We start from the raw sequence: 18,106 nt of genomic DNA, 5'->3' as shown, positions 1-18,106 counted from the left end.
CCGGCCGAAAGCGGGATATGCGCAGATCTTCAACGTACATGCGAGAATGTGGGGAGGGAAAGCATCGGTCCCGGCGCGGCGCTGGCGTGGCAGGCTGGTGGGGATGCAGCTTGGAGGCGTTGTCATCCGGGACAGGACGGAACTTCGGGAGAGGTATCTCATGAATCGGCGCATCCTTTTCTTCGCGGCAGGTCTGGCGCTGGCGAGTCCCGCGGCTCTTGCTGCGCAGCAGTTCGGCGGCCCGCTGGCCGTCAGCGGCGACCAGGTGCTGGTTGGCGAAGCTGGCAACGGGACGATGTCCGGAATCGTGTGGGTTTACGGCCGCACGGCCTCGGGCTGGGCCGAGACGGGGCGGGTCACGGTCTCCGACGAGGTGCGCGTCCCGGACGGGTTCGGGCGGGCGATCGCCGTACAGGGGAACTGGCTGTGGGCCGGGGCGCCGCTCGAAGCGGACGGGGCCGGAGCGGTCTATCTGTTCCTCGCGGACGGAGCGGGCGGCTGGGAACAGGTGGCCCGGCTCGACGCGCCGGAGGGTGCGAGGGCGTTCGGAAGCGCCATCGCCCTTGGCGAAGGCGTCGCGATCGTATCCGCTCCCGGAGGGGACAACGGGCGGGCAGCGGTGTTCCCGTACGCCCTGGCCGCGGACGGGACCGCAACCGCGGGCGAGCCGCTGCGGCCGGCGGAGGGCATGACGGCCGAGGGTTTCGGGTCCGCTCTGGCCCTCGATGCCGGCACGCTGCTTGTCGGTACGCAGGATGCAGGCGACGCGCCGCCCGCCGTGTACGCGTTCGAGCGGAACGACGGCGGCTCGTGGATGGCTGCGGGCACGCTGGAAGCCCCAGCGCTTCAGGAACGCAGTGGCTACGGCGCCGCGCTCGCGGTTCGGGGCGGCTTCGCCCTCGTGGGAGCGCCCCGCCTCCGGGAGAGCGGCGGGGCCGTGTTCGCCTTCTCGCACGGTGACGACGGCTGGGCGCTGGAGGCGCGGCTCGGACCGCTCCTGCCCGAGCCCAACGCCCAGTTCGGATCCTCCATCGGCTTCGACGGCGACGACATGCTCATCGGGGCGCCGGGCAGTTCGATGGGAGGCGGCACGCTCTACGCCTACCGGCGCGATACGGGGGGACAGTGGAGCGATGCGTCCATACTCCTGCGATCTCCCCTGGGCGAGCGCTCCGGATTCGCCGGCGCGGGCATCCTCTCCGGCGACCACCTCGTCGTCGGCGCGACGGGCATGGATTCGGGGGCGGGCGCCGCCGTCGTCTACGAGCGCTCGGCCGCCGGCACGTGGGAGGAGGGCGGGACGCTCATCAACGAACACCGGGGGTTCCCGGCCATCGCGGGCGAGGAAATCGAGTGCACCGACGGGCACGCGACCGTGTTCGAGTGCCGGGACGTGAACATCACGGCCTTCCTGCCGATCAAGGATCTCGGCGGCAGCCGCGCCACACGCGTCAACGACATCTGGGGCTGGACCGACCCGGAGACGGGCCGCGAAATCGCGATCGTGGGCCGGACCGACGGCACGTCCTTCGTCGACGTCAGCGACCCGTATCACCCGCGCTTCCTCGGCGACCTGCCGGCCACCGAGGGTTCGCGGCACATGATCTGGCGCGACATCAAAGTCTACCGCGACCACGCGTACATCGTCGCCGACGCCGCGCTGGAGCACGGCGTACAGGTGTTCGATCTGAGGCAACTGCGCGACGTGGGCGCCGAGCCCGTGACGTTCGAGGAGACGTTCCTCTACGACGGGATCCACTCGGCCCACAACATCGTGATCAACGAGGAGACCGGTTTCGCCTATGCCGTCGGGAACAGCGGGGGCGGCGAAACCTGCGGCGGCGGCCTGCACATGATCGATCTCGAGGACCCGGCCCAACCCGTCTTCGCGGGCTGCTTCGCACAGGAGGGGACGGGACGGCGGGGCACGGGCTACGTGCACGACGCACAGTGCGTCACCTACCGCGGCCCCGACAGCGAGCACGTCGGCAAGGAGATCTGCCTCGGCTCGAACGAGACCGCGTTCAACATCGCCGATGTCTCCGACAAGGACGCGCCGGTCGGCCTCGCCACGATCGACTATCCGAACGTCGCCTACGCGCACCAGGGCTGGCTCACCGACGACCATCGCTACTTCTACATGAACGACGAGGGGGATGAGCCCCAGGGCCTCGTGGAAGGGACGCGCACGCTGGTGTGGGACGTGACGGATCTGGACGATCCGATTCTCGTCACCGAGTACATCGCCGAGACGACAGCCACCGACCACAACCTCTACATCGTCGGCGACCTCATGTACCAGTCGAACTACTCCGCCGGGTTCCGCGTGCTCGATATCTCGGACCCCGAGAACCCGGTCGAGATCGGCTTCTTCGACACCTCGCCCTACCAGGGCGGGGCGTCGTGGAGCAACTACCCCTATTTCGAGAGCGGTACGATCGCCGTGACGGGCACCGGGGACGGACTCTTCCTGCTCAAGAACATGGCGAGACCCCGCCTCGTGCCGTGAACGATGCGGCGGGGCCCGCCGACGTGCGCCCGGGGGGGGCCATCGTCCTCTTCGACGGCGTCTGCAACCTGTGTGCGGGCGCCGTCCGCTTCATCATCCGCCGGGACCGGAGAGGCCGGTTCCGCTTCGCCGCGCTGCAGTCCGACGTGGGGCGCCGGATCCTCACGGCCGCGAGGGTCGAGACCCTGGGCCCCGGCGAGCCCCCGCGGTCGCTGATTCTGTTCGCGGGAGGAAAGGTCTACCGCAGCAGCACCGCCGCGCTGCTGATCCTGGCGGGACTCGGCCGCGCCTGGCCGTTCGTCGCGACACTCCTCGTCATCCCCGCCCCGCTTCGCAACTTCGTTTACCGCTTCGTCGCCCGGAACCGCTATCGCTGGTTCGGCAGGAAGACGGCCTGCGAAATCCCACCGACCGACGACGGCTGGCGGTTTCTCGACGCCTGACGCGCAGGATCGACTACGCCTCGACACGCTGACCCGCGTCGGTCCCTACAGGGAACCCCGCGGGGCGACCCACTCAGTCTCCTGTCCCGTGACCGCCGCGATTGTGTCGAAGTCCGCATCGTAGTGGAGAACGGTCAGGTGCGAGGTCTCGGCGGCAGCGGCAATGATCAAGTCAGCGATCGGGACCCGGTGCTGCGCGCGACGGGCGAGCATTCCTTGCACCGTGATGGCCCGTTGAAAGATCGCTTCGGTGAGTGGTACGTGACGGTACGCCAGCGTACGCCGGGCGCGTGCTCGGGCGTGCTCCTCCTCGTTACGGGTGGAGTAGAGGACCTCCAAGTCGATGATGGCGCAGGTCAGCGCCTGGCCCGTCTCGATGACCGGCGTGAGCCGTGCCTGGACCCGTGGGTGTGCCATGCGGGCCAGCGCGCTCTTGTCGATGAGGTACGGCACTCGCGTTCGGCCCGGACAGGCTCAAGGCCGCCAGGCGCCAGCCATGACCTTCTCGTTCGACAGTTCGAGCCCGTCCATCGTCACAAGGGCTTCGATCTCCTGGCGTCGCGCTTCCCGGCGCAGGACTTCGCGCAAGGCGGAGTCGATCGTCTCCTTGATCGAAGACGTTCCGAGCAGAATCCGAACCTGTTCGATGAGCCTGTCGTCGATTTCTACGCTGGTCTTCCTCATCGGACACCCTCTTCCGCTACGGATGGCATACAATCGATAGCGCTCAATATATCTAATTCCTGACCGTTAGGATATCTCCACGTATCACCAAGTCCGGCATCGATCCGGCCGTCACTGTCTAGGGGGCGCCGCGCTCGTGGACGACGCGGCCGCCGACGATCGTGTACAGCGCCTCGGCGTCGAGCAGCCGCGCGGGATCGTGCCGCCCGGCCTCGATCAGGTCCACATCGAATACGGCGATGTCCGCCAACTTGCCGGGCGTCAGCGTGCCCTTGATGTCCTCTTCGAACGAGGCCCAGGCGGGGTTCCGCGTGTAGGCCTCGATCGCCTCCTCGATGGTCAGGCGCTGCTCCGGGAACCACCCCTCGGCCGGCTCGCCCGACAGCGTCTGCCGGCTCACCGCCGCGTACAGCCCGTACCTCGGATGGAGGAAGTAGCGCGCCGCGTTCGTCCCGGGGCTGTCGCTTCCGAACACGAGCACCGCCCCCGCGTCCTTCAGCGACCGGAACGCATAGGCGCCGCGCGACCGTTCCGGGCCGATCCTCTCCTCCATCCAGCGCATGTCGTCCGAGATGTGGTACGGGTTCACCTCCGCCACGAGGTTGAGGTCGCCGAAACGGTGGAAGTCCGCCTCCTCCACCACCTGCGCGTGGATCATCCGCCACCTGTGATCCGTCTCGATCATGTCGTGCTCGCTCAACACGGCCTCAAACAGGTCGAGCAGGATCTTCACCCCCTTGTCCCCGATCGCGTGGATGTGGGGCGGGAGGCCGGTGGGCACGGCTTCCTCCATGAGGCGCTGGAGGTTCCCCTTCGGGAACTCGGCGTAGTTCTGATCGCGGTTCAGGGAGAGGGCGAGGCCGTCGATGCCCTCGGGAAGCATGATCTGGCGCACGATGCCGAAGTTGCCGGGCGCGTGGTCGTACTCCTCGTAGAACATCGCGCTGGAGCCGCCCATGATTCCGTCGATCCAGGCCTTGTAGCCGATGAAGCGGAGCCAGTCGTCGCCGAAGCCGCGCGTGATCCCGAGCCCGCCGGTATGGGTCACGTTGTCGAGCGAGGGACGGATGTTGATGCGGGCGGTCAGCTCGCCTTGTTCACGGAGTTCGTGGTAGGCGCGGAGCTGCTCGGAGGAGGTGATGTCCTGGATCGTCGTCACCCCGCCCTCGCGCGCCTCCCGGAGCACGGCGCGGACCTCGGTGAGGCGCTGCTCGAACGACTTGGGCGTGATGGCTGCCCGGACGAGGTCGACGGCGGAGCCCGTGAGGATGCCCGTGACCCGGCCGTCCTGGTCCTGCGCGATCGTGCCGCCCGGCGGCGCGGGCGTGGCATCCGTGATGCCCGCCATCTCGAGCGCGAGGCTGTTCGCGAGGTACATCGAACGGTCGAAGCGGTTCACGAGGACGGGGTGCTCGGGGGTCACGTCGTCGATGAGGTCGCGGTGCGGCGTGAACGGCCCGCCGGCACTCGCATCGCCGCCCTCCGCGGCGCCGCCCTCCCCTTCGCGGCCGGTCGATCCCGCCTCCCACTGCTCGTACGCGCCCCAGTCGCCGCGCGTGATCCAGCTCCCGGGCGCGAGACGTTCGGCCGCGCGCGCGATCTCCTCGCGGAAGCCCTCCGGCTCGTGCACCTCGAGCAGGTTCACGCCGACGATCAGGGCCCCGGTGCTCTCGACGTGCACGTGGCCGTCGTTGAACCCCGGCGACACGAACGCGCCGCCCAGATCGATGACGCGCGTGTCCGCGCCCACGAGCGCCTCCGCCTCCCCGTTCGACCCGACGACGGCGATGTGCTCGCCGCGGATCGCGATCGCCTCGGCCTCCGGACGTTCGTCATCCAGCGTTGTACACGTTCCCGTTGATGAGCACGAGATCCGCCGGATCTTCCGGGCCTCTCCCTCCGCAGGCCGCCGTCAGGGCGACAACCGCAATCAGCCATTTCTTCATCGTTGTCCTCGAACGCGTTCCCAGACGAGTGTCCCCACGGCCCCGCCTCCGCGCGCAGGATCCGGCTCGGTACTGAGGATCAGCCGGTCGGGTCCGTCGAGAGTGAACGACCGCGGGCGATCCGAGCCGACCCAACTCGGCAGAAGCGCCCCCTCCACGTGGTGCGTGACGACACCCGCCTCCGTGTCGACGCTGTAGTCTCCGTAGTACGAGAAGAAACCGCCCAGGATCGCGTCGCGCATCTCCTGGCCGCTGGCCTCCGCGGCCTCGGGGAACGCCCGCTCCACCTGCATCAGTTGAGCCGACATGCGGCCGTCGGCCGTATAGGTGATCTGGCCGGCGGGGTTCCCGTCGTAGGGAAGCGTCACTTCGCCGTCCGCGGAGCGGCTCTCCCACGAGGCGAGCGACCAGGCCCCGACGAAGGGGCTGTCCGCTTCGGCCTCGGGGCCCGGGGCACATCCTGCGGCGAGAGCCAGGGACAAGGCGTAGCAAACGCCTCGCATCGAGGGGTTCATCGCAGACATTCGCACCTCCGCTTCGCTGGGCCGCGCGTGGGCTTCAGGGGACCCGGAACGATAGGTCCAACCCCGGCGTCTTTCCACCGCGGCGTTTTGCCGCAACGTTTTACGGCCACGCTCGCGCGGGAGCGTCAGAGTCTTCGGCCGCGCGCGGATCGCCTTCCCCTCTCGGCAGGGAGCGATATCCGGTGTACCTTCCGGGTCCCCGGCCTGAAAGGCACCGGCGTGAAAAAGCAGTGGTCCCTGAAGGGGAGTCCTGGCTTGTCCGATCGCGAATCGAAGGCCGACGACGGATTGAATCCGGAGGACTTCACCCTCCCATCGCTCAGGCCGCGCGATCTCCTCGCTCACTTCGGCCCCGGGCTGATCCTCATGATGACGGGGATCGGAACGAGCCACGTCGTCACCGCGCCCACCGCCGGCGGCCGCTTCGCCTACGCCCTTCTCTGGTGCCTGCCCGTCGCCTACATCTTCAAATACTACGGCTTCGAGATGGCCTTCCGGTTCACCAACGCCACCGGGAAGAGTCTCCTCGAGGCCTATGCTACCGCGCGCTGGAAGTGGCCGCTGTGGTACGTGATGGTCACGACACTCATCCAGTGCGCCATCGGCCAGGCGGGGCGTCTGATCGCGGCGGCCGCCGTCCTCTACTACCTGTTCAGCGAATACCTGGGCCTTGCCGTTCCACTTGAAGCGTACGCGGCTGTGCTCGGCGTGGTCTCCGTGGCCATCATCCTCCGGGGCAGTTACAAGGCTGTTGAGAACACGACGAAGGCCCTCGCCGGCGTCCTGGTCCTCTCATCGGTCGCGGTCTACATCGTCCAGCCGGCCCCGCTTGCCGAAATGGGGAACTTCTTCCTCTTCGAAATCCCCGACGGGTCGTGGCTCGTGATCGCGGGCTTCCTCGGCCTGCTGCCGACCGGCATCGACGTCTCGCTGCAGGCGTCGGAGTGGGGGAAGGCGAAGCGCGCGGGCATGAGCAAGGTCCGGCCCCACCTCGAGGCGACCGGCGTCGTACCGCGCTTCGATCCCTTCACCTCGCCCGCCTCCGACCTCGCGGTCGATACCTCGCGGCTCTCCCCGCATGCGCGCGAGTACTGCCGGCGCTGGTTCCGGATCGGGCTGTGGGACTTCCGCACCGGCCACGTCATCTCCTTCGTGCTCGCGGCGATCTTCGTCCTTCTCGCCGCGGTGTGGCTCCATCCGAGTCCGATCGAGGGACGCGCCGTCATGGGAGAGATCGCGGGCATCTTCACGCTCAGCGTGGGACCGTGGATGATGATGATCTTCATCCTCGGGGCGCTCGCGGCCACCTATTCCACCGCCTTCAACTACTTCGACGGCTGGCCCCGCATCGTCGGCGCCTGTTGCCGGAACCTCTTCCGCACGACGGCGCGCCTGCGCGGGATCTCGCCTGAGGATCGGGCCGATCCCGAACGCCGGCGGACGTGGAACTCCGAGTACAACATCTACCGGATGACGATGTTCTACTCGCTCATCGCGTCGGTCCTCTACATCACCTTCGACCCGCGCCCGGTGTTCCTCGTGCTCGTCGCTTCGGCGCTCGCCTTCTTCGTCGCGCCCGTGATCTACTTCTTCAACCTCTATTTCTGCCTGAAAGTGATCCCGAAGGAGGACAAACTCTTCTACCCGTCCTGGTTCGCACGCTGCTTCGGGGCGTTCAGCCTGTTCGTCTTCACGGGCCTGTGTGGCATCCTGATCTTCGCGCGCGTGTTCCGAATCCCCCTCTTCGGCGCCTGAGTCTTTTCGCCGGACCACACGGGGAAGCCAACTTGGACGCGTGGCCGATCCCGTGGGCGGTCCTTCGTGTTTTCTTCCTCGGCTGCGGCCTCAGGGGCTCGTCAGGCGGACGCTGATCCTTCGGAGAACCGGTTCCAGTTGGTACTCGCCCTTGGCCCACAAGACGCTTCTTTCCGCGTCGTAACCCAGCGCCACGCCCCAATCGCCTGGTATGGAGGTCGTTGCCACGGGGCGCCCCGTAAGCGTGAAGATGTCCCAGTACCGAGACTCTCCTTCACGCCGCGGCACCAGGAAGGTCGAGTCGGTCAAAGGCACCGGTGCGGAGAAGAAAGGGAGTTCGGTTTCGGGCCGGCTGATCTCGATTCGACGCCCTCTCTCGGTGATCGTGACAGCGTCATCCGCGGTGAAGCCGTACTCGAAGGGCGCTTCGATGACGTTGTTGAGTAGTACCCCGTCGAGTGAGTAGTGATAGATTTCATATGGTATGCGACGCACAAACAGCACCTCCCCGCCCCGGGTTAGCGCTACGGTGCCGGCCCCCGAATAGGACAGCGACATGGGGTTCAGTGACGTTGGCGGCGGCGCAAACGAACGCACGTACCTGGACTCCGGGTCGAATACGTGCACGGCGGCGTCGCCGGCGGGCTGGTAGGCCGTGATTCCGGCGATCGCGATCCTGCCATCCGCAGTGGCCACCAGGCCGTCCATCTTCGAGAACCGTAGTTCGAGCTGCCGCCGGTCTACGAAAGATCCGTCCGGGGAGAAGCGGGAGATGGCACCCCCGTATGCGTCAAACGCGTATAGCGTGCCATCTGACCCGATGGCAATCCTGTAGAGCGAGCGAAACTCGCCGGGACCCTCGCCGGAGCGCCCCGATTGCCACGCGAGATTTCCTTCCGCGTCAAGTGCGATGATCCGGTTGCTGTACGCCTCGGCGAGGTATACGGATCCCTCAGGGCCGAGGGCGGAGTCCAGGATGATGCCGAGCTCCTGCTCGGCCCCCACAACCGAAACCTCTTCCAGGATCAGCGGAAACCCCGGATCGAACTGGACTTGTTGCCCCCGAAGGTGAGAGGGGGGCGACGAGAGCACGGAGAAGACGCTGCAGATCGAGACGCACATCAAGCGCGAGATCCTTCGAACCCCCGTGCGGTGCGGGACGATGGCCCACCCTCCTTGTGAGACTCAAGCCCTCAATAACTATGGACATAGTAGAACGTTCGGAATGATAGCGTTGGGACACCACGGCATCGAGGGAGGTGGGCGCGGCATCGTTGGAGTGGCTGTGTACGTCGATGAACCCCGGCGCAACGTTCGGGTCGTTGATGATGAAGTCGGGCGTCGCGAAGCGGGCCGGGGCTAACCCCGGAGGCGCTGCACGAACCACCAGTAGTGACCTTCGAGGTCGCGGACTTCGTAGCTCCGGTCGGACCAGTAGTCCTCGCCGTAGTCCTGGGTGGCCGGTTCGGTGGTGATCGCGGCGCCGGCCGACCGTGCCGCCTCGCAGTGGGCGTCCGCGTCGTCCACGTAGACCATGAGCGATTGCGTGTTCGCGCCACCGGCTCCCTGCGGCGATCGCGGATACGTTCGGCCCGGCGTGAGCCCCGCCTGACCGACCATGATGAGGCCGCCGTCGAAGGCGAGCTGTGAATGCACGACCTGTCCCTGCTCGTTCTCGATCCTCTCCCGCACTTCGAATCCGAAAGCGCTCGCCAGCCAGTCGATCGCGGCCCCCGCGTCATTGTAGAACACCGCGGGGGTGATTCTCGGCCAGCCGTCCGGTGGGTTCTTCATGTGGTTCTCCAGTGGGACCGTCGGATCCCGGGTCGGGTTCAGGCGGAGGGATAGGCGCCGGCGACGCGGGCGCGCTGCCGGACCAGGGCGAGAACCACGTCGATCGTGGGTGTGGGGACGTCGACCATGCGCCCCATCTCCTGGACGGCCGTGACCAGTGCGTCGATCTCCATGGGACGGCCCTTGTCGAGATCCTGCAGCATCGACGTCCGGTGCTCGCCTACCGCCTCGATCCCATTGATTCGGCGCTCGATGTCGATCGAGAAACGGGCGCCCAGCGCCTCGGCGACCGCCTGCCCCTCGAGCATCATCGTCTTCGCGACCGCACGCGTATCGGGGTCGCCGGCAATGGTGCCGAGGGTCCCCAGCGTGAGGGCGCTGATCGGATTGAAGGCGACGTTCCCCCACAGTTTCACCCACATCTCGTTCCGGATGCCTCGCACCGGGGCCCGGAAGCCGGCTTCGATCATCGCCCTCGCCAGCCGCCGCACGCGCTCCGTCTTCTCGCCGCTGGGTTCGCCGAGCGTGAACCGGTTGTACTTCAGGTGCCGGATCACGCCGGGTTCCGACACCTCGGTCGCGGCGTAGACGACGCAGCCGATCACGCGGTCCGGGCCGATCCCGTCCCACTGCACGCCGCCGGGGTCGAGGCTCTCGAGGCGCCGGTCCCGCCACGGGCCTTCGAGTTGGTAGAAGTACCACCAGGGGAGGCCGTTCGTCGCCGTGACGACCGCCGTGTCGGGCCCGAGCAGGGGCTGCATCGGCTCCACGATGTACGGGACGGAATGCGCCTTGAGCGTGACGATCACGTAGTCCTGAAACCCCACCTCCGACGGGTCGTCCGTGCAGACGGGGTGGGCGACACGCTCCTCGCCGTCGATGAGCAGTTGGACGCCGCGTGCCTGCATGGCCTTCAGGTGGGGGCCCCGCGCGATGAGCGTGACGTCCTGTCCCGCGAGCGACAACTGCGCGCCGAGATACCCCCCGATCGCGCCCGCCCCGTAGATGCAGATCCGCATCAACGCCTGCCTCGGCTCAGGTCAGGCCGAGCTTCTCGGCCATGCCGATACGCTGGAGCTTGCCCGTGGGGCCCTTGGGGATGTCGTCCATGAGAAGGATCTTCCGGGGGACCTTGAAGTCGGCGAGGCGCTCCGCCGCAAACGCCTGAAGCTCGCCCGGCGTCGCCTCCATCCCCTCGCGCAGCACCGCGGCCGCCGCGATTTCCTCGCCCAGCTTCGGGTGCGGCACCGCGAACGCCACGACCTGGCGCACGGCCGGGTGGTCGAGGATCGCCTCGTCGATCTCGCGCGGCGAGACCTTCTCTCCCCCGCGGTTGATGATCTCCTTCAGGCGTCCGGTGATCCTAAGGTAGCCCTCGTCGTCCATCACCCCCTGGTCCCCCGTCCGGAACCACCCGTTGGTGTAGGCCTCGGCGTTCGCGGTCGGGTTGTTTTCGTATCCCGGGCTCACGTTCTCACCGCGGATGACGATCTCCCCCACCTCGCCCACCGCCAGGTGCGCCCCCGCCTCGTCCATCACCGAGACCTCGGGGCCGGCCGCGATCCCCACGGTTCCCGGCTTGCGCACCGCGGGCGGGAGCGGATTGCACGTCATCTGATGCGCCGCCTCGGTCATCGCGTACGCCTCCACCACGGGGGCGCCGAACGCATCCTCGAGTTCCGCCATCACCTGCCGCAAAAGGGGGGCGGAGGCCGAGCGGATGAAGCGCAACGGGTTTCGTTCGATCACGTCGCGGTTCCTCGGGGCCCGCGCCAGGATCGCCTGGTGCATGGTGGGAACGGCCGTATAGAAGGTGGGCCGCGACTCGTCGAGCCACGCGAAGAAACGGAGCGCATTGAAGCCGGGGGTACAGAAGATTGAGCCCCCGGTGCCGAGCGGTGCGAGGACCGCCGCGATCAGTCCGTGGATGTGGAACAGCGGCATCACGTTCAGACAGCAGTCCTCCGCGGTGAGCCGCAGCGTATGCTGAACATTGACTGCGGAGGCGCACACGTTCCGGTGCGTGAGCGGCACCATCTTGGGGCGAGACGTGGTCCCCGAGGTATGGAGGATGAGCGCGATGTCATCCGCTTCCGCCAAGCCGTCCCGGAGGCCCTCCCCTGTCGAGTTCGCGCCGTTGGTTCCGTTCCCGCCGGATCCCTCCCGCGCGAGGTCGAACGTCCCGGCCGGGGCCTCTGGGTCGGCACCTGACTCGAGAATCGGGATCCCCAGTTCTACGGCCGCGGCTCGCGCCGGCGAGTCGCTTCCCGATTCGAGGATGAGGGCCTTCGCGCTGAGGTCCTCGAGATAGAACTCGAACTCGGGCTGCCGGTAGGCCGGATTCAACGGTGCGGCCGTGGCCGCGCATGCCACCGAGACGAAGGCGGTTGCCATCTCGGGTCCGTTCGGGAGGACGATCGCCACACGATCGTTCCGCCCGATGCCGAAGCCGTTGAGGGTGCGGACGGTCGCCTGGACCTGGCGGCGGAGGCCGTCGTAGCTCAGCGGTTCGCGTGAGGGGGCGGCGATGGCGGGACTCCCCCCCGAACCGCCCGCGAGCAGTTCCCAGACAGTAACGGCATCCGGCATGGTCAGGTCAGGCCTGCCCGAGGTCGCCGGACTTGTCTATGGGTTCTCTTCACGGTCAGTCGACGCTCACGGTCAGCAGGAGACGCAGCGGTGGTTGTTCTTCGCCCCGAGGCTCTCGAGGAGGGCGATCGTCTCCGGGAACGGCTGTACTCGCTGCACAGGTCCGTTGGCCAGGTCCACGGTCGTCTGTCCGTTGCGGGCCACGAGCGTCACGTCCGCGCCCTGCTCGACGAGATAGAGGATCATCTCGTTATCGCCGCGCGAGGCGGCGTGGTGAGCTGGCGTGTAGCCGTTGTGGTCGCGCGCGTTCACGTCGGCGCCGAGTTCCTCGACAAGGAACTTCATCGTCGGGAGCCAGCCGTCCGGGACATGGCGGTGCGAGTTGCCGGCGAAGCCCTGCCCGTAGCCGACGCCGGCCGCCGCGTGGATGGGATGGACCGCCGGTCCGCCCACGGGGATCGGGTCGAGGCCGGAGTGGTCGATGTCGTCGCCACCACGGCCGTAGCGCCGCTGAGGCACCTTCGCCGTCGGCACCGTCGGGTCGGCCCCGTATTCGAGAAGCAGCTTCATGGCCTCGATGTCGAGGGCGTGGGCGGCGCGCCAGAATGGCGTGGCGCCGGCGCGGTCGACGCCCAGCAGGTCCCGGTTGTAGGTCGTGAACCAGAGGGACTTCCCGAGCCGCGGGTTCGGGTCCACGCCCGCGTCGAGCAGCGTGCGCATGACGTCGAGGTACGACCACTCCTGCTGGTGCACGTCCGTGGGCTGCGGATGCCGAGCCTTCGGGGCCCAGTGCATGTTGAGCGCCGCGTAGAGCGGGGTGGCGCCGGCGTCGCTCGCGAGGTGGGGGTCGGCTCCGCGCGCGAAGAAGTCCATCGCGAGGTCGAAGTGACCGTTGATCATCGCGATGAGCAGGGCCGGCGTGCCGTCCGCGGCGCTCCGCTGGTTGATGTCGGCGCCTGCGTCGAGCAGGGCGAGCGCCGCTTCCCGGTGGCCTTCGCGGGCCGCCAGCAGCAACGCGGTCAACCCGCCATGCGTGCCGACGAGATCCGCGTAGTTGCCCAGGCAGCCGGAGCAGGCCGGCTCCTCGGGGTCGGCCAGCCGCACGGGCTTGGGGCCGGAGCCGGGACCGGCGGTCGGCATGGGGGCCGCTTCGCGCCGGGTCGGGACCGGCGGCGTGCGGCCTGCCCGGAGCGCCGCGATGTGGGCATTGCGCTCGCGGCGGTCCAGCTGGTCCCACGCGTCGCGGGCCACGATGTCGAGGACGTACGCGGTGAGCGAAGCGTCGGCCCCCGCGTCGATGAGGGCACTCACCGAGCCGGCCCGACCCGCCGCCGCGGCGAACATGAGCGGGGTTTGACCCCACTCGGGCTCCCGGATATCGGGATCGGCGCCGTGGCGCAGCAGCGCCTCGATCGCACCCGGGGCCCCGGCCGTCGCCGCGAAGTGCAGCGCTGTCGCACCCGTCGACGTCGCGGCTCCCGCGTCAGCGCCCGCTTTCAGCAGCGCTTCCACCAGCGGCGCCTGTGCCGCCCGGCTCGCCACGTGGAGCGGCGTGTGTCCGCCCAGCCGCGTGCCCGCCTCGAGCTCCGCGCCCGCGGCGATGAGCACCTCGGCCACGTCGAGCCGCCCCTTCGCCGCGGCCCAGTGGAGTGCCGTCATGCCGTCGCCCCGGGCGGCGTTCACGTCCTCGCCCGCGGCAAGCAGCGTCCGCACGGCGTCCAGATCGCCGCGCATGGCCGCGTCGGCCACCGGAGCATCCGGCCCGGCCGGCCCCACCGGCGAACCAGCCGGGGCGGCGGCCCCGAGCGCGAGCAGCGCCGCCGCCGCAAACGCGATCGATCGCGCGCGCCGCATCAGTCCGCCGTCTCCGCGAAGGAGAACGCCCCGGTGCTGTTCCCGAAGCTCGTCATGTCGTCCAGCCCGAGTCGGTGCATGAGGCTCAGCATCACGTTCGCCATCGGCGTCCCCGGCGCGGCCCGCAGATGCAGGTTGCCTTCCATCCTCCCCTGCGCGCCCCCCACCACGAACAGGGGACACCGCTTGTGGTTGTGCACGTTCGGATCCCCCATCGGCGACCCGTAGACGATCATCGTCTTGTCGAGCAGGTGCGTGTCCCCCTCCATCGACTCCTTCAGCCGGTCGAGGAAATACGGAAGGAGCCCCACATGATAGCGGTTGATCTGTGCGAAGTCCGTGATGTTGTTCTCGTTGTCGCCGTGGTGCGACGCCGGGTGGAACCCCTTGTCGATCCCGCTCTCCGGGTAGACCCGCCCCGACGCGTCCCGTCCCATCTTGAACGAGAACACCCTCGTCATGTCCGCCTGGAAGGCGAGCGCCTGCAGGTCGAACATCAGCTTCACGTGCTCGTCGAACGAATCCGGCACCCCTGCCGGCGCCTCCGGCAGATCCCGGTCCTCGCCCGACTCGTTCCGCGCCACCACGCGCTGAATGCGGCGCTCGATCTCCCGCACGTTCTCCAGGTACCGGTCCATGCGCTGCCTGTCGGAAGGATCGAGCCGCCCCTTGAGGCTCGCCACCTCACCGGTGAGGAAGTCGAGGATGCTGGCGCTCGACCTCTGGCGGGCCGCGCGTGCCTCCGGCGTCCCGCCCGCCCCGAAGAGCTGGTCGAACGCGACGCGCGGATCCCGGATCATGGGCAGCGGCTGCGTCGGCGAGGACCAGCTGATCGTGTCCGTGTACACGCACGCGTAGCCGTACGCGCAGCCTCCCGCCTGGTCGACGTTCTCGATGCAGAGCTGCATGGAGGGGATCGGCGTATCCTGCCCGTAGCGGTGCGCGTAGAGCTGGTCCAGCGAGGTCCCCACGAGGACGTCCGAACTCTCGGTCTGCTTCGGATGCGACTGCGTGAGGAACGTCGCGCTCGACCGGAAGTGGTCTCCCCCGATCTCCTTCGGCTTCGTCGCCTCCGCCGTTTCGACATCCGTGTCGCTGATGATCGTGAGGTAGTCCCGGTACGGTTCGAGCGAACTCAACGCGGTCGGCGACAGGTCGAAGCCCCGGCCCGTGGCCGCGGGCGACCAGTAGTTCTGCGCCGCCCCGAACCCGCTGCTCCCCGCCGCGCCGTGCACCATCTCGATGCAGACGAGCCGCGTCGGATCCGCGACCTCCCGCGCCCACAGCCGGCCCGCCGGCACCATCGCGTCGAGGAGCGGCAGAGCGACGGTCGCCCCCGCACCTCTGAGGAATGTCCGGCGAGAGAGGTGTTTTCCTGTGATGAACTCCATCAGTCCTCCTGGGATCCCGCTTGCATGTCGTCGACCACGGCCTCGGTCCCCTTCAATCGGAACGCCGGGCTGTTGACCACGCCGAGGATGAACGCGGACAGGCGGTGGTCCTGTTCGGCGGCCTGCCGCACGATGGTCCGCACGGTCGGCATGTCGTAGTACTCGACCCGCCGGCCAAGCGCGTAGGCGAGCAGGTTCTCGGTGAACGCGCGCACGAGCGGCACCGGCCGCGCGAGGAGCGCCGCGCGCAGATCGGCCGCGCTCGTCACCGGCGTGCCGTCGTAGAGTTCGCCCTGGGCGTCGATTGGCATCCCGCTGTCCTTGATGCGCCGCCCCCCGGTGCCGTCGAAGTACTCCAGCGCCAGACCGATGGGGTCGATGACGCGGTGGCACGAGCGGCAGGCCGGACTCGCCCGGTGCATCTCCAACCGCTCCCGCACCGTGAGCAGACGGCCCTCCTCGGCCTCCGGCGTCGCCTCCAGATCGGAGACGTCCGGCGGGGGCGGAGGCGGAGGCGTCCCCAGCAGCACTTCCATGACCCACTTTCCGCGGAGGACGGGAGACGTCCGGCTCGCGTGGGAGGTGAGGGTGAGGATGCTGCCGTGCCCCAGCACGCCGCGCCGCTCGGGCTCGAGGATCTCGACCCTTCGGAAATCGGTTCCGGTCACACCGGGGATGCCGTAGTGCCGCGCCAGACGCTCGTTCACGAACGTGTAGTCGGCCGTCAGCAGTTCGAGCAGGCTCCGGTCTTCCTGCACCAGCGTGTGGAAGAGGAGTTCCGTCTCGCGGTGCATCGCCTCCTTCAACTGCTGGTCGAAATCCGGATAGAGGCGGACGTCGGGATTCATACCCTCGAGGTCCTGCAGCCGGAACCACTGTCCCGCGAAACGCGTGGCCAAGGCTTCCGCGCGCGGGTCGGCCAGCATGCGGCGCACCTGCGCGTCAAGCACCGCAGCGTCGGAAAGCCGACCCTCCGCGGCGACCTCCAGCAGTTCGTCGTCGGGACCCGTGGCCCAGAGGAAGAAGGAGAGCCGCGAGGCGAGATCGTAGTCGTCCAGCGCGTACACGCCATCGACTTCACGCGCCGGGCGTTCCTCGAACCGGAAGACGAAGTGCGGGCTGGCGAGAATCCCCTCCAGCGCGAGCCGAATCCCCTCCTCGAAACCGCCCGCCGCGGTCCCGGCGCGGTACAGACTCATGAGCGCGGCGAGGTTGTCGTCCGTCAGCGGCCGGCGGTAGGCCCTCGTCCCCAGCCGCGAAAGGATCGCCTCCGCGCACTGCGCCTCGTCCTCCGGCGCGGAGGGGCGGCACGAGAACACGCGCTCGCGGCTCGGCGTGTCGGACATCCCCGCCGGGTCGAAGGGACCCGTCACCGCGAGGTCCCTCAGGTGCGGCAGCGTCGTGAACCCGTACGCGTCGGTGATGCTCGTGCTCGCGATCGACCAGTCGTGCGGCGACATCAGATCCTGCGACGGACCCTCGAAGGTGCGGATGAATGCGGCCGCCACCCGGTGCGGGCCCGCCTCGATGAAGACGGGCTCGGTCCGCAGGTCCACGCCGTCCGGGTCGGAGACGTGCATCCAGCGGTCGATGTCGAGGAGCGCGACGCGCTCGCCGTCGATCGAAATCTCGATTCGCTCGGGCTCGTCGGTCGTGTGAAGAGCGCCCTTCCCGTTCCCGAACAGGGCCCCCGTCGTTTCGTGATGGAAGGAGACGCGGAAGGCGTACTCTCCGTCGGCCGGGAAGGTGTGGTCCACGGCGACGCCCCCACGGCTCCCGTACGGCGTCCCTTCGACGTGCTCCGCCTGGGAGGTCCAGCGCGACACCCGGAACGTAGCCTCGCTGGGGGTGACCTCCGGGTCACCGACCGCGAGCCGGCTGATCTCGCTCGCCGCGCGCAGGTACCCATCCATGAGCGTCGGGGAGAGCAATTGCACATCGGCGATGTTGTCGAAGTTCGCGCTCTTCGTGTCGAGCGGCAGGTAGTCACCGGCGTCGATGTCGAGGTCGAGGAGATCGTAGATGGAGCGCGAATACTCGGCCCGGTTCAGCCGCTGGAAGGTCCGCCGCCCCGGGTTCGGGTTGGCGTTCCACGCGGCGTCGAGCCGGGATTCGAGGACGGCCGCGAGCGTCCGCAGGCTGTCGGGCGTCGGCCGCCGCACGCCGACGGGCGGCATCATCCCGGCCCGCAATTTCCGCACCATCCGTTCCGCGATCACGGCGTTGTCGGAGGCCGAGGTCACCTCGAAGGTCTCGAGCGACATGCCCCCGCTGACGCGCCGGGGGTTGTGGCAGCGCATGCACGTACCCGCAACGACGGCCTGTGCGACTTCGGCGGAGAGGGTGTCGACCGCGGGCGTCGATGTCGGGGCGGTCAGCCGCGTGATCGCCTGCGGCCAGGTAGCCGGAGGATGCTCGGGCCCCCGCGCGCCGTCAGCCTCCTGACCGACGACGGGACTCGGGAGAACGCCCGCTGTAACCAGCAGCAGAAGCGATGTTCGCATGGCCGAGGCCTCTTCCAGCAACCGCGCCGCGCCCCGCGGGGCGCAAGGATACATCAACTTGAAAATGTACCATCGACGCGGATCGCCCGGCCAGCCGGGCGCCTCGCTACACC

The 18,106-nt window shown here is 68.5% G+C and carries 14 protein-coding genes; 3 read left to right on the top strand and 11 right to left on the bottom strand.

The annotated features are described in order from the left end of the window. The first annotated feature begins 160 nt into the window (after positions 1 to 160). Complete coding sequence (locus ACOOGH_RS14550; RefSeq protein WP_420449601.1) at positions 161 to 2,509, top strand: choice-of-anchor B family protein; 2,349 nt, start codon at positions 161 to 163, stop codon at positions 2,507 to 2,509. Beyond that, positions 2,506 to 2,952 (top strand): thiol-disulfide oxidoreductase DCC family protein, encoded by a 447-nt coding sequence (locus ACOOGH_RS14545; RefSeq protein WP_420449600.1) that lies wholly within the window; start codon positions 2,506 to 2,508, stop codon positions 2,950 to 2,952. Before ACOOGH_RS14550 ends, ACOOGH_RS14545 begins: the two co-directional genes overlap by 4 nt. A 45-nt stretch (positions 2,953 to 2,997) precedes the next feature. On the opposite strand, the gene ACOOGH_RS14540 is transcribed toward ACOOGH_RS14545, so the two are convergent. The 4 genes from ACOOGH_RS14540 to ACOOGH_RS14525 all read right to left on the bottom strand — a co-directional run bounded on the left by ACOOGH_RS14540 (position 2,998) and on the right by ACOOGH_RS14525 (position 6,106). Further along, positions 2,998 to 3,405 (bottom strand): PIN domain-containing protein, encoded by a 408-nt coding sequence (locus ACOOGH_RS14540; protein WP_420449599.1) that lies wholly within the window; start codon positions 3,403 to 3,405, stop codon positions 2,998 to 3,000. A 21-nt stretch (positions 3,406 to 3,426) separates the two neighbouring features. Beyond that, the gene (locus ACOOGH_RS14535) at positions 3,427 to 3,636 is read right to left on the bottom strand and encodes a type II toxin-antitoxin system VapB family antitoxin (protein ID WP_420449598.1); all 210 of its coding nucleotides are present in this window, start codon (positions 3,634 to 3,636) and stop codon (positions 3,427 to 3,429) included. Positions 3,637 to 3,754: 118 nt separating this feature from the next. After that, a complete protein-coding gene (locus ACOOGH_RS14530) occupies positions 3,755 to 5,386 on the bottom strand; it encodes an amidohydrolase (RefSeq protein ID WP_420449597.1) in 1,632 nt (543 codons plus the stop codon). Positions 5,387 to 5,578: 192 nt separating this feature from the next. Next, complete coding sequence (locus ACOOGH_RS14525) at positions 5,579 to 6,106, bottom strand: lipocalin-like domain-containing protein (protein ID WP_420449596.1); 528 nt, start codon at positions 6,104 to 6,106, stop codon at positions 5,579 to 5,581. 255 nt (positions 6,107 to 6,361) lie between these two features. On the opposite strand from ACOOGH_RS14525, the gene ACOOGH_RS14520 reads away from it, so the two are divergent. Next, on the top strand, positions 6,362 to 7,861 hold the full coding sequence (locus tag ACOOGH_RS14520) for an Nramp family divalent metal transporter (RefSeq protein WP_420449595.1): 1,500 nt from the start codon (positions 6,362 to 6,364) through the stop codon (positions 7,859 to 7,861). A gap of 90 nt (positions 7,862 to 7,951) precedes the next feature. Here ACOOGH_RS14520 and ACOOGH_RS14515 read toward each other — a convergent pair whose 3' ends face one another. The 7 genes from ACOOGH_RS14515 to ACOOGH_RS14485 all read right to left on the bottom strand — a co-directional run bounded on the left by ACOOGH_RS14515 (position 7,952) and on the right by ACOOGH_RS14485 (position 17,993). Further along, entirely contained in the window at positions 7,952 to 8,983 is a 1,032-nt protein-coding gene (locus ACOOGH_RS14515; RefSeq protein WP_420449594.1) for a hypothetical protein, read from the bottom strand. Between the two features lie 237 nt (positions 8,984 to 9,220). Then, positions 9,221 to 9,655: a VOC family protein gene (locus tag ACOOGH_RS14510; RefSeq protein ID WP_420449593.1), complete on the bottom strand. Its 435-nt coding sequence runs from the start codon at positions 9,653 to 9,655 to the stop codon at positions 9,221 to 9,223. Positions 9,656 to 9,693: 38 nt separating this feature from the next. Beyond that, positions 9,694 to 10,674: a 2-dehydropantoate 2-reductase gene (locus tag ACOOGH_RS14505; RefSeq protein WP_420450140.1), complete on the bottom strand. Its 981-nt coding sequence runs from the start codon at positions 10,672 to 10,674 to the stop codon at positions 9,694 to 9,696. A 16-nt stretch (positions 10,675 to 10,690) separates the two neighbouring features. Then, entirely contained in the window at positions 10,691 to 12,244 is a 1,554-nt protein-coding gene (locus tag ACOOGH_RS14500; RefSeq protein WP_420449592.1) for an acyl--CoA ligase, read from the bottom strand. A gap of 72 nt (positions 12,245 to 12,316) precedes the next feature. Continuing rightward, positions 12,317 to 14,098 carry an ankyrin repeat domain-containing protein gene (locus ACOOGH_RS14495; protein ID WP_420449591.1) on the bottom strand — a complete coding sequence of 594 codons (1,782 nt, stop codon included), beginning with the start codon at positions 14,096 to 14,098 and terminating at the stop codon, positions 12,317 to 12,319. Then, complete coding sequence (locus tag ACOOGH_RS14490; protein ID WP_420449590.1) at positions 14,098 to 15,489, bottom strand: DUF1552 domain-containing protein; 1,392 nt, start codon at positions 15,487 to 15,489, stop codon at positions 14,098 to 14,100. Before ACOOGH_RS14490 ends, ACOOGH_RS14495 begins: the two co-directional genes overlap by 1 nt. Then, complete coding sequence (locus tag ACOOGH_RS14485; RefSeq protein ID WP_420449589.1) at positions 15,489 to 17,993, bottom strand: DUF1592 domain-containing protein; 2,505 nt, start codon at positions 17,991 to 17,993, stop codon at positions 15,489 to 15,491. Before ACOOGH_RS14485 ends, ACOOGH_RS14490 begins: the two co-directional genes overlap by 1 nt. Positions 17,994 to 18,106 lie beyond the last annotated feature (113 nt).

It is taken from the genome of Candidatus Palauibacter sp., from assembly GCF_965213655.1.
GTDB lineage: Bacteria > Gemmatimonadota > Gemmatimonadetes > Palauibacterales > Palauibacteraceae > Palauibacter.
This window is presented reverse-complemented; position numbering and strand designations above follow the sequence as displayed.

Coding starts and splice junctions, on each gene's coding strand:
- ACOOGH_RS14550 (WP_420449601.1), top strand. CDS start 161: ATGAATCGGCGCATCCTTTTCTTCGCGGCAGGTCTGGCGCTGGCGAGT.
- ACOOGH_RS14535 (WP_420449598.1), bottom strand. CDS start 3,636: ATGAGGAAGACCAGCGTAGAAATCGACGACAGGCTCATCGAACAGGTT.
- ACOOGH_RS14525 (WP_420449596.1), bottom strand. CDS start 6,106: ATGTCTGCGATGAACCCCTCGATGCGAGGCGTTTGCTACGCCTTGTCC.
- ACOOGH_RS14515 (WP_420449594.1), bottom strand. CDS start 8,983: ATGTGCGTCTCGATCTGCAGCGTCTTCTCCGTGCTCTCGTCGCCCCCC.
- ACOOGH_RS14510 (WP_420449593.1), bottom strand. CDS start 9,655: ATGAAGAACCCACCGGACGGCTGGCCGAGAATCACCCCCGCGGTGTTC.
- ACOOGH_RS14505 (WP_420450140.1), bottom strand. CDS start 10,674: ATGCGGATCTGCATCTACGGGGCGGGCGCGATCGGGGGGTATCTCGGC.
- ACOOGH_RS14500 (WP_420449592.1), bottom strand. CDS start 12,244: ATGCCGGATGCCGTTACTGTCTGGGAACTGCTCGCGGGCGGTTCGGGG.
- ACOOGH_RS14495 (WP_420449591.1), bottom strand. CDS start 14,098: ATGCGGCGCGCGCGATCGATCGCGTTTGCGGCGGCGGCGCTGCTCGCG.
- ACOOGH_RS14490 (WP_420449590.1), bottom strand. CDS start 15,489: ATGGAGTTCATCACAGGAAAACACCTCTCTCGCCGGACATTCCTCAGA.
- ACOOGH_RS14485 (WP_420449589.1), bottom strand. CDS start 17,993: ATGCGAACATCGCTTCTGCTGCTGGTTACAGCGGGCGTTCTCCCGAGT.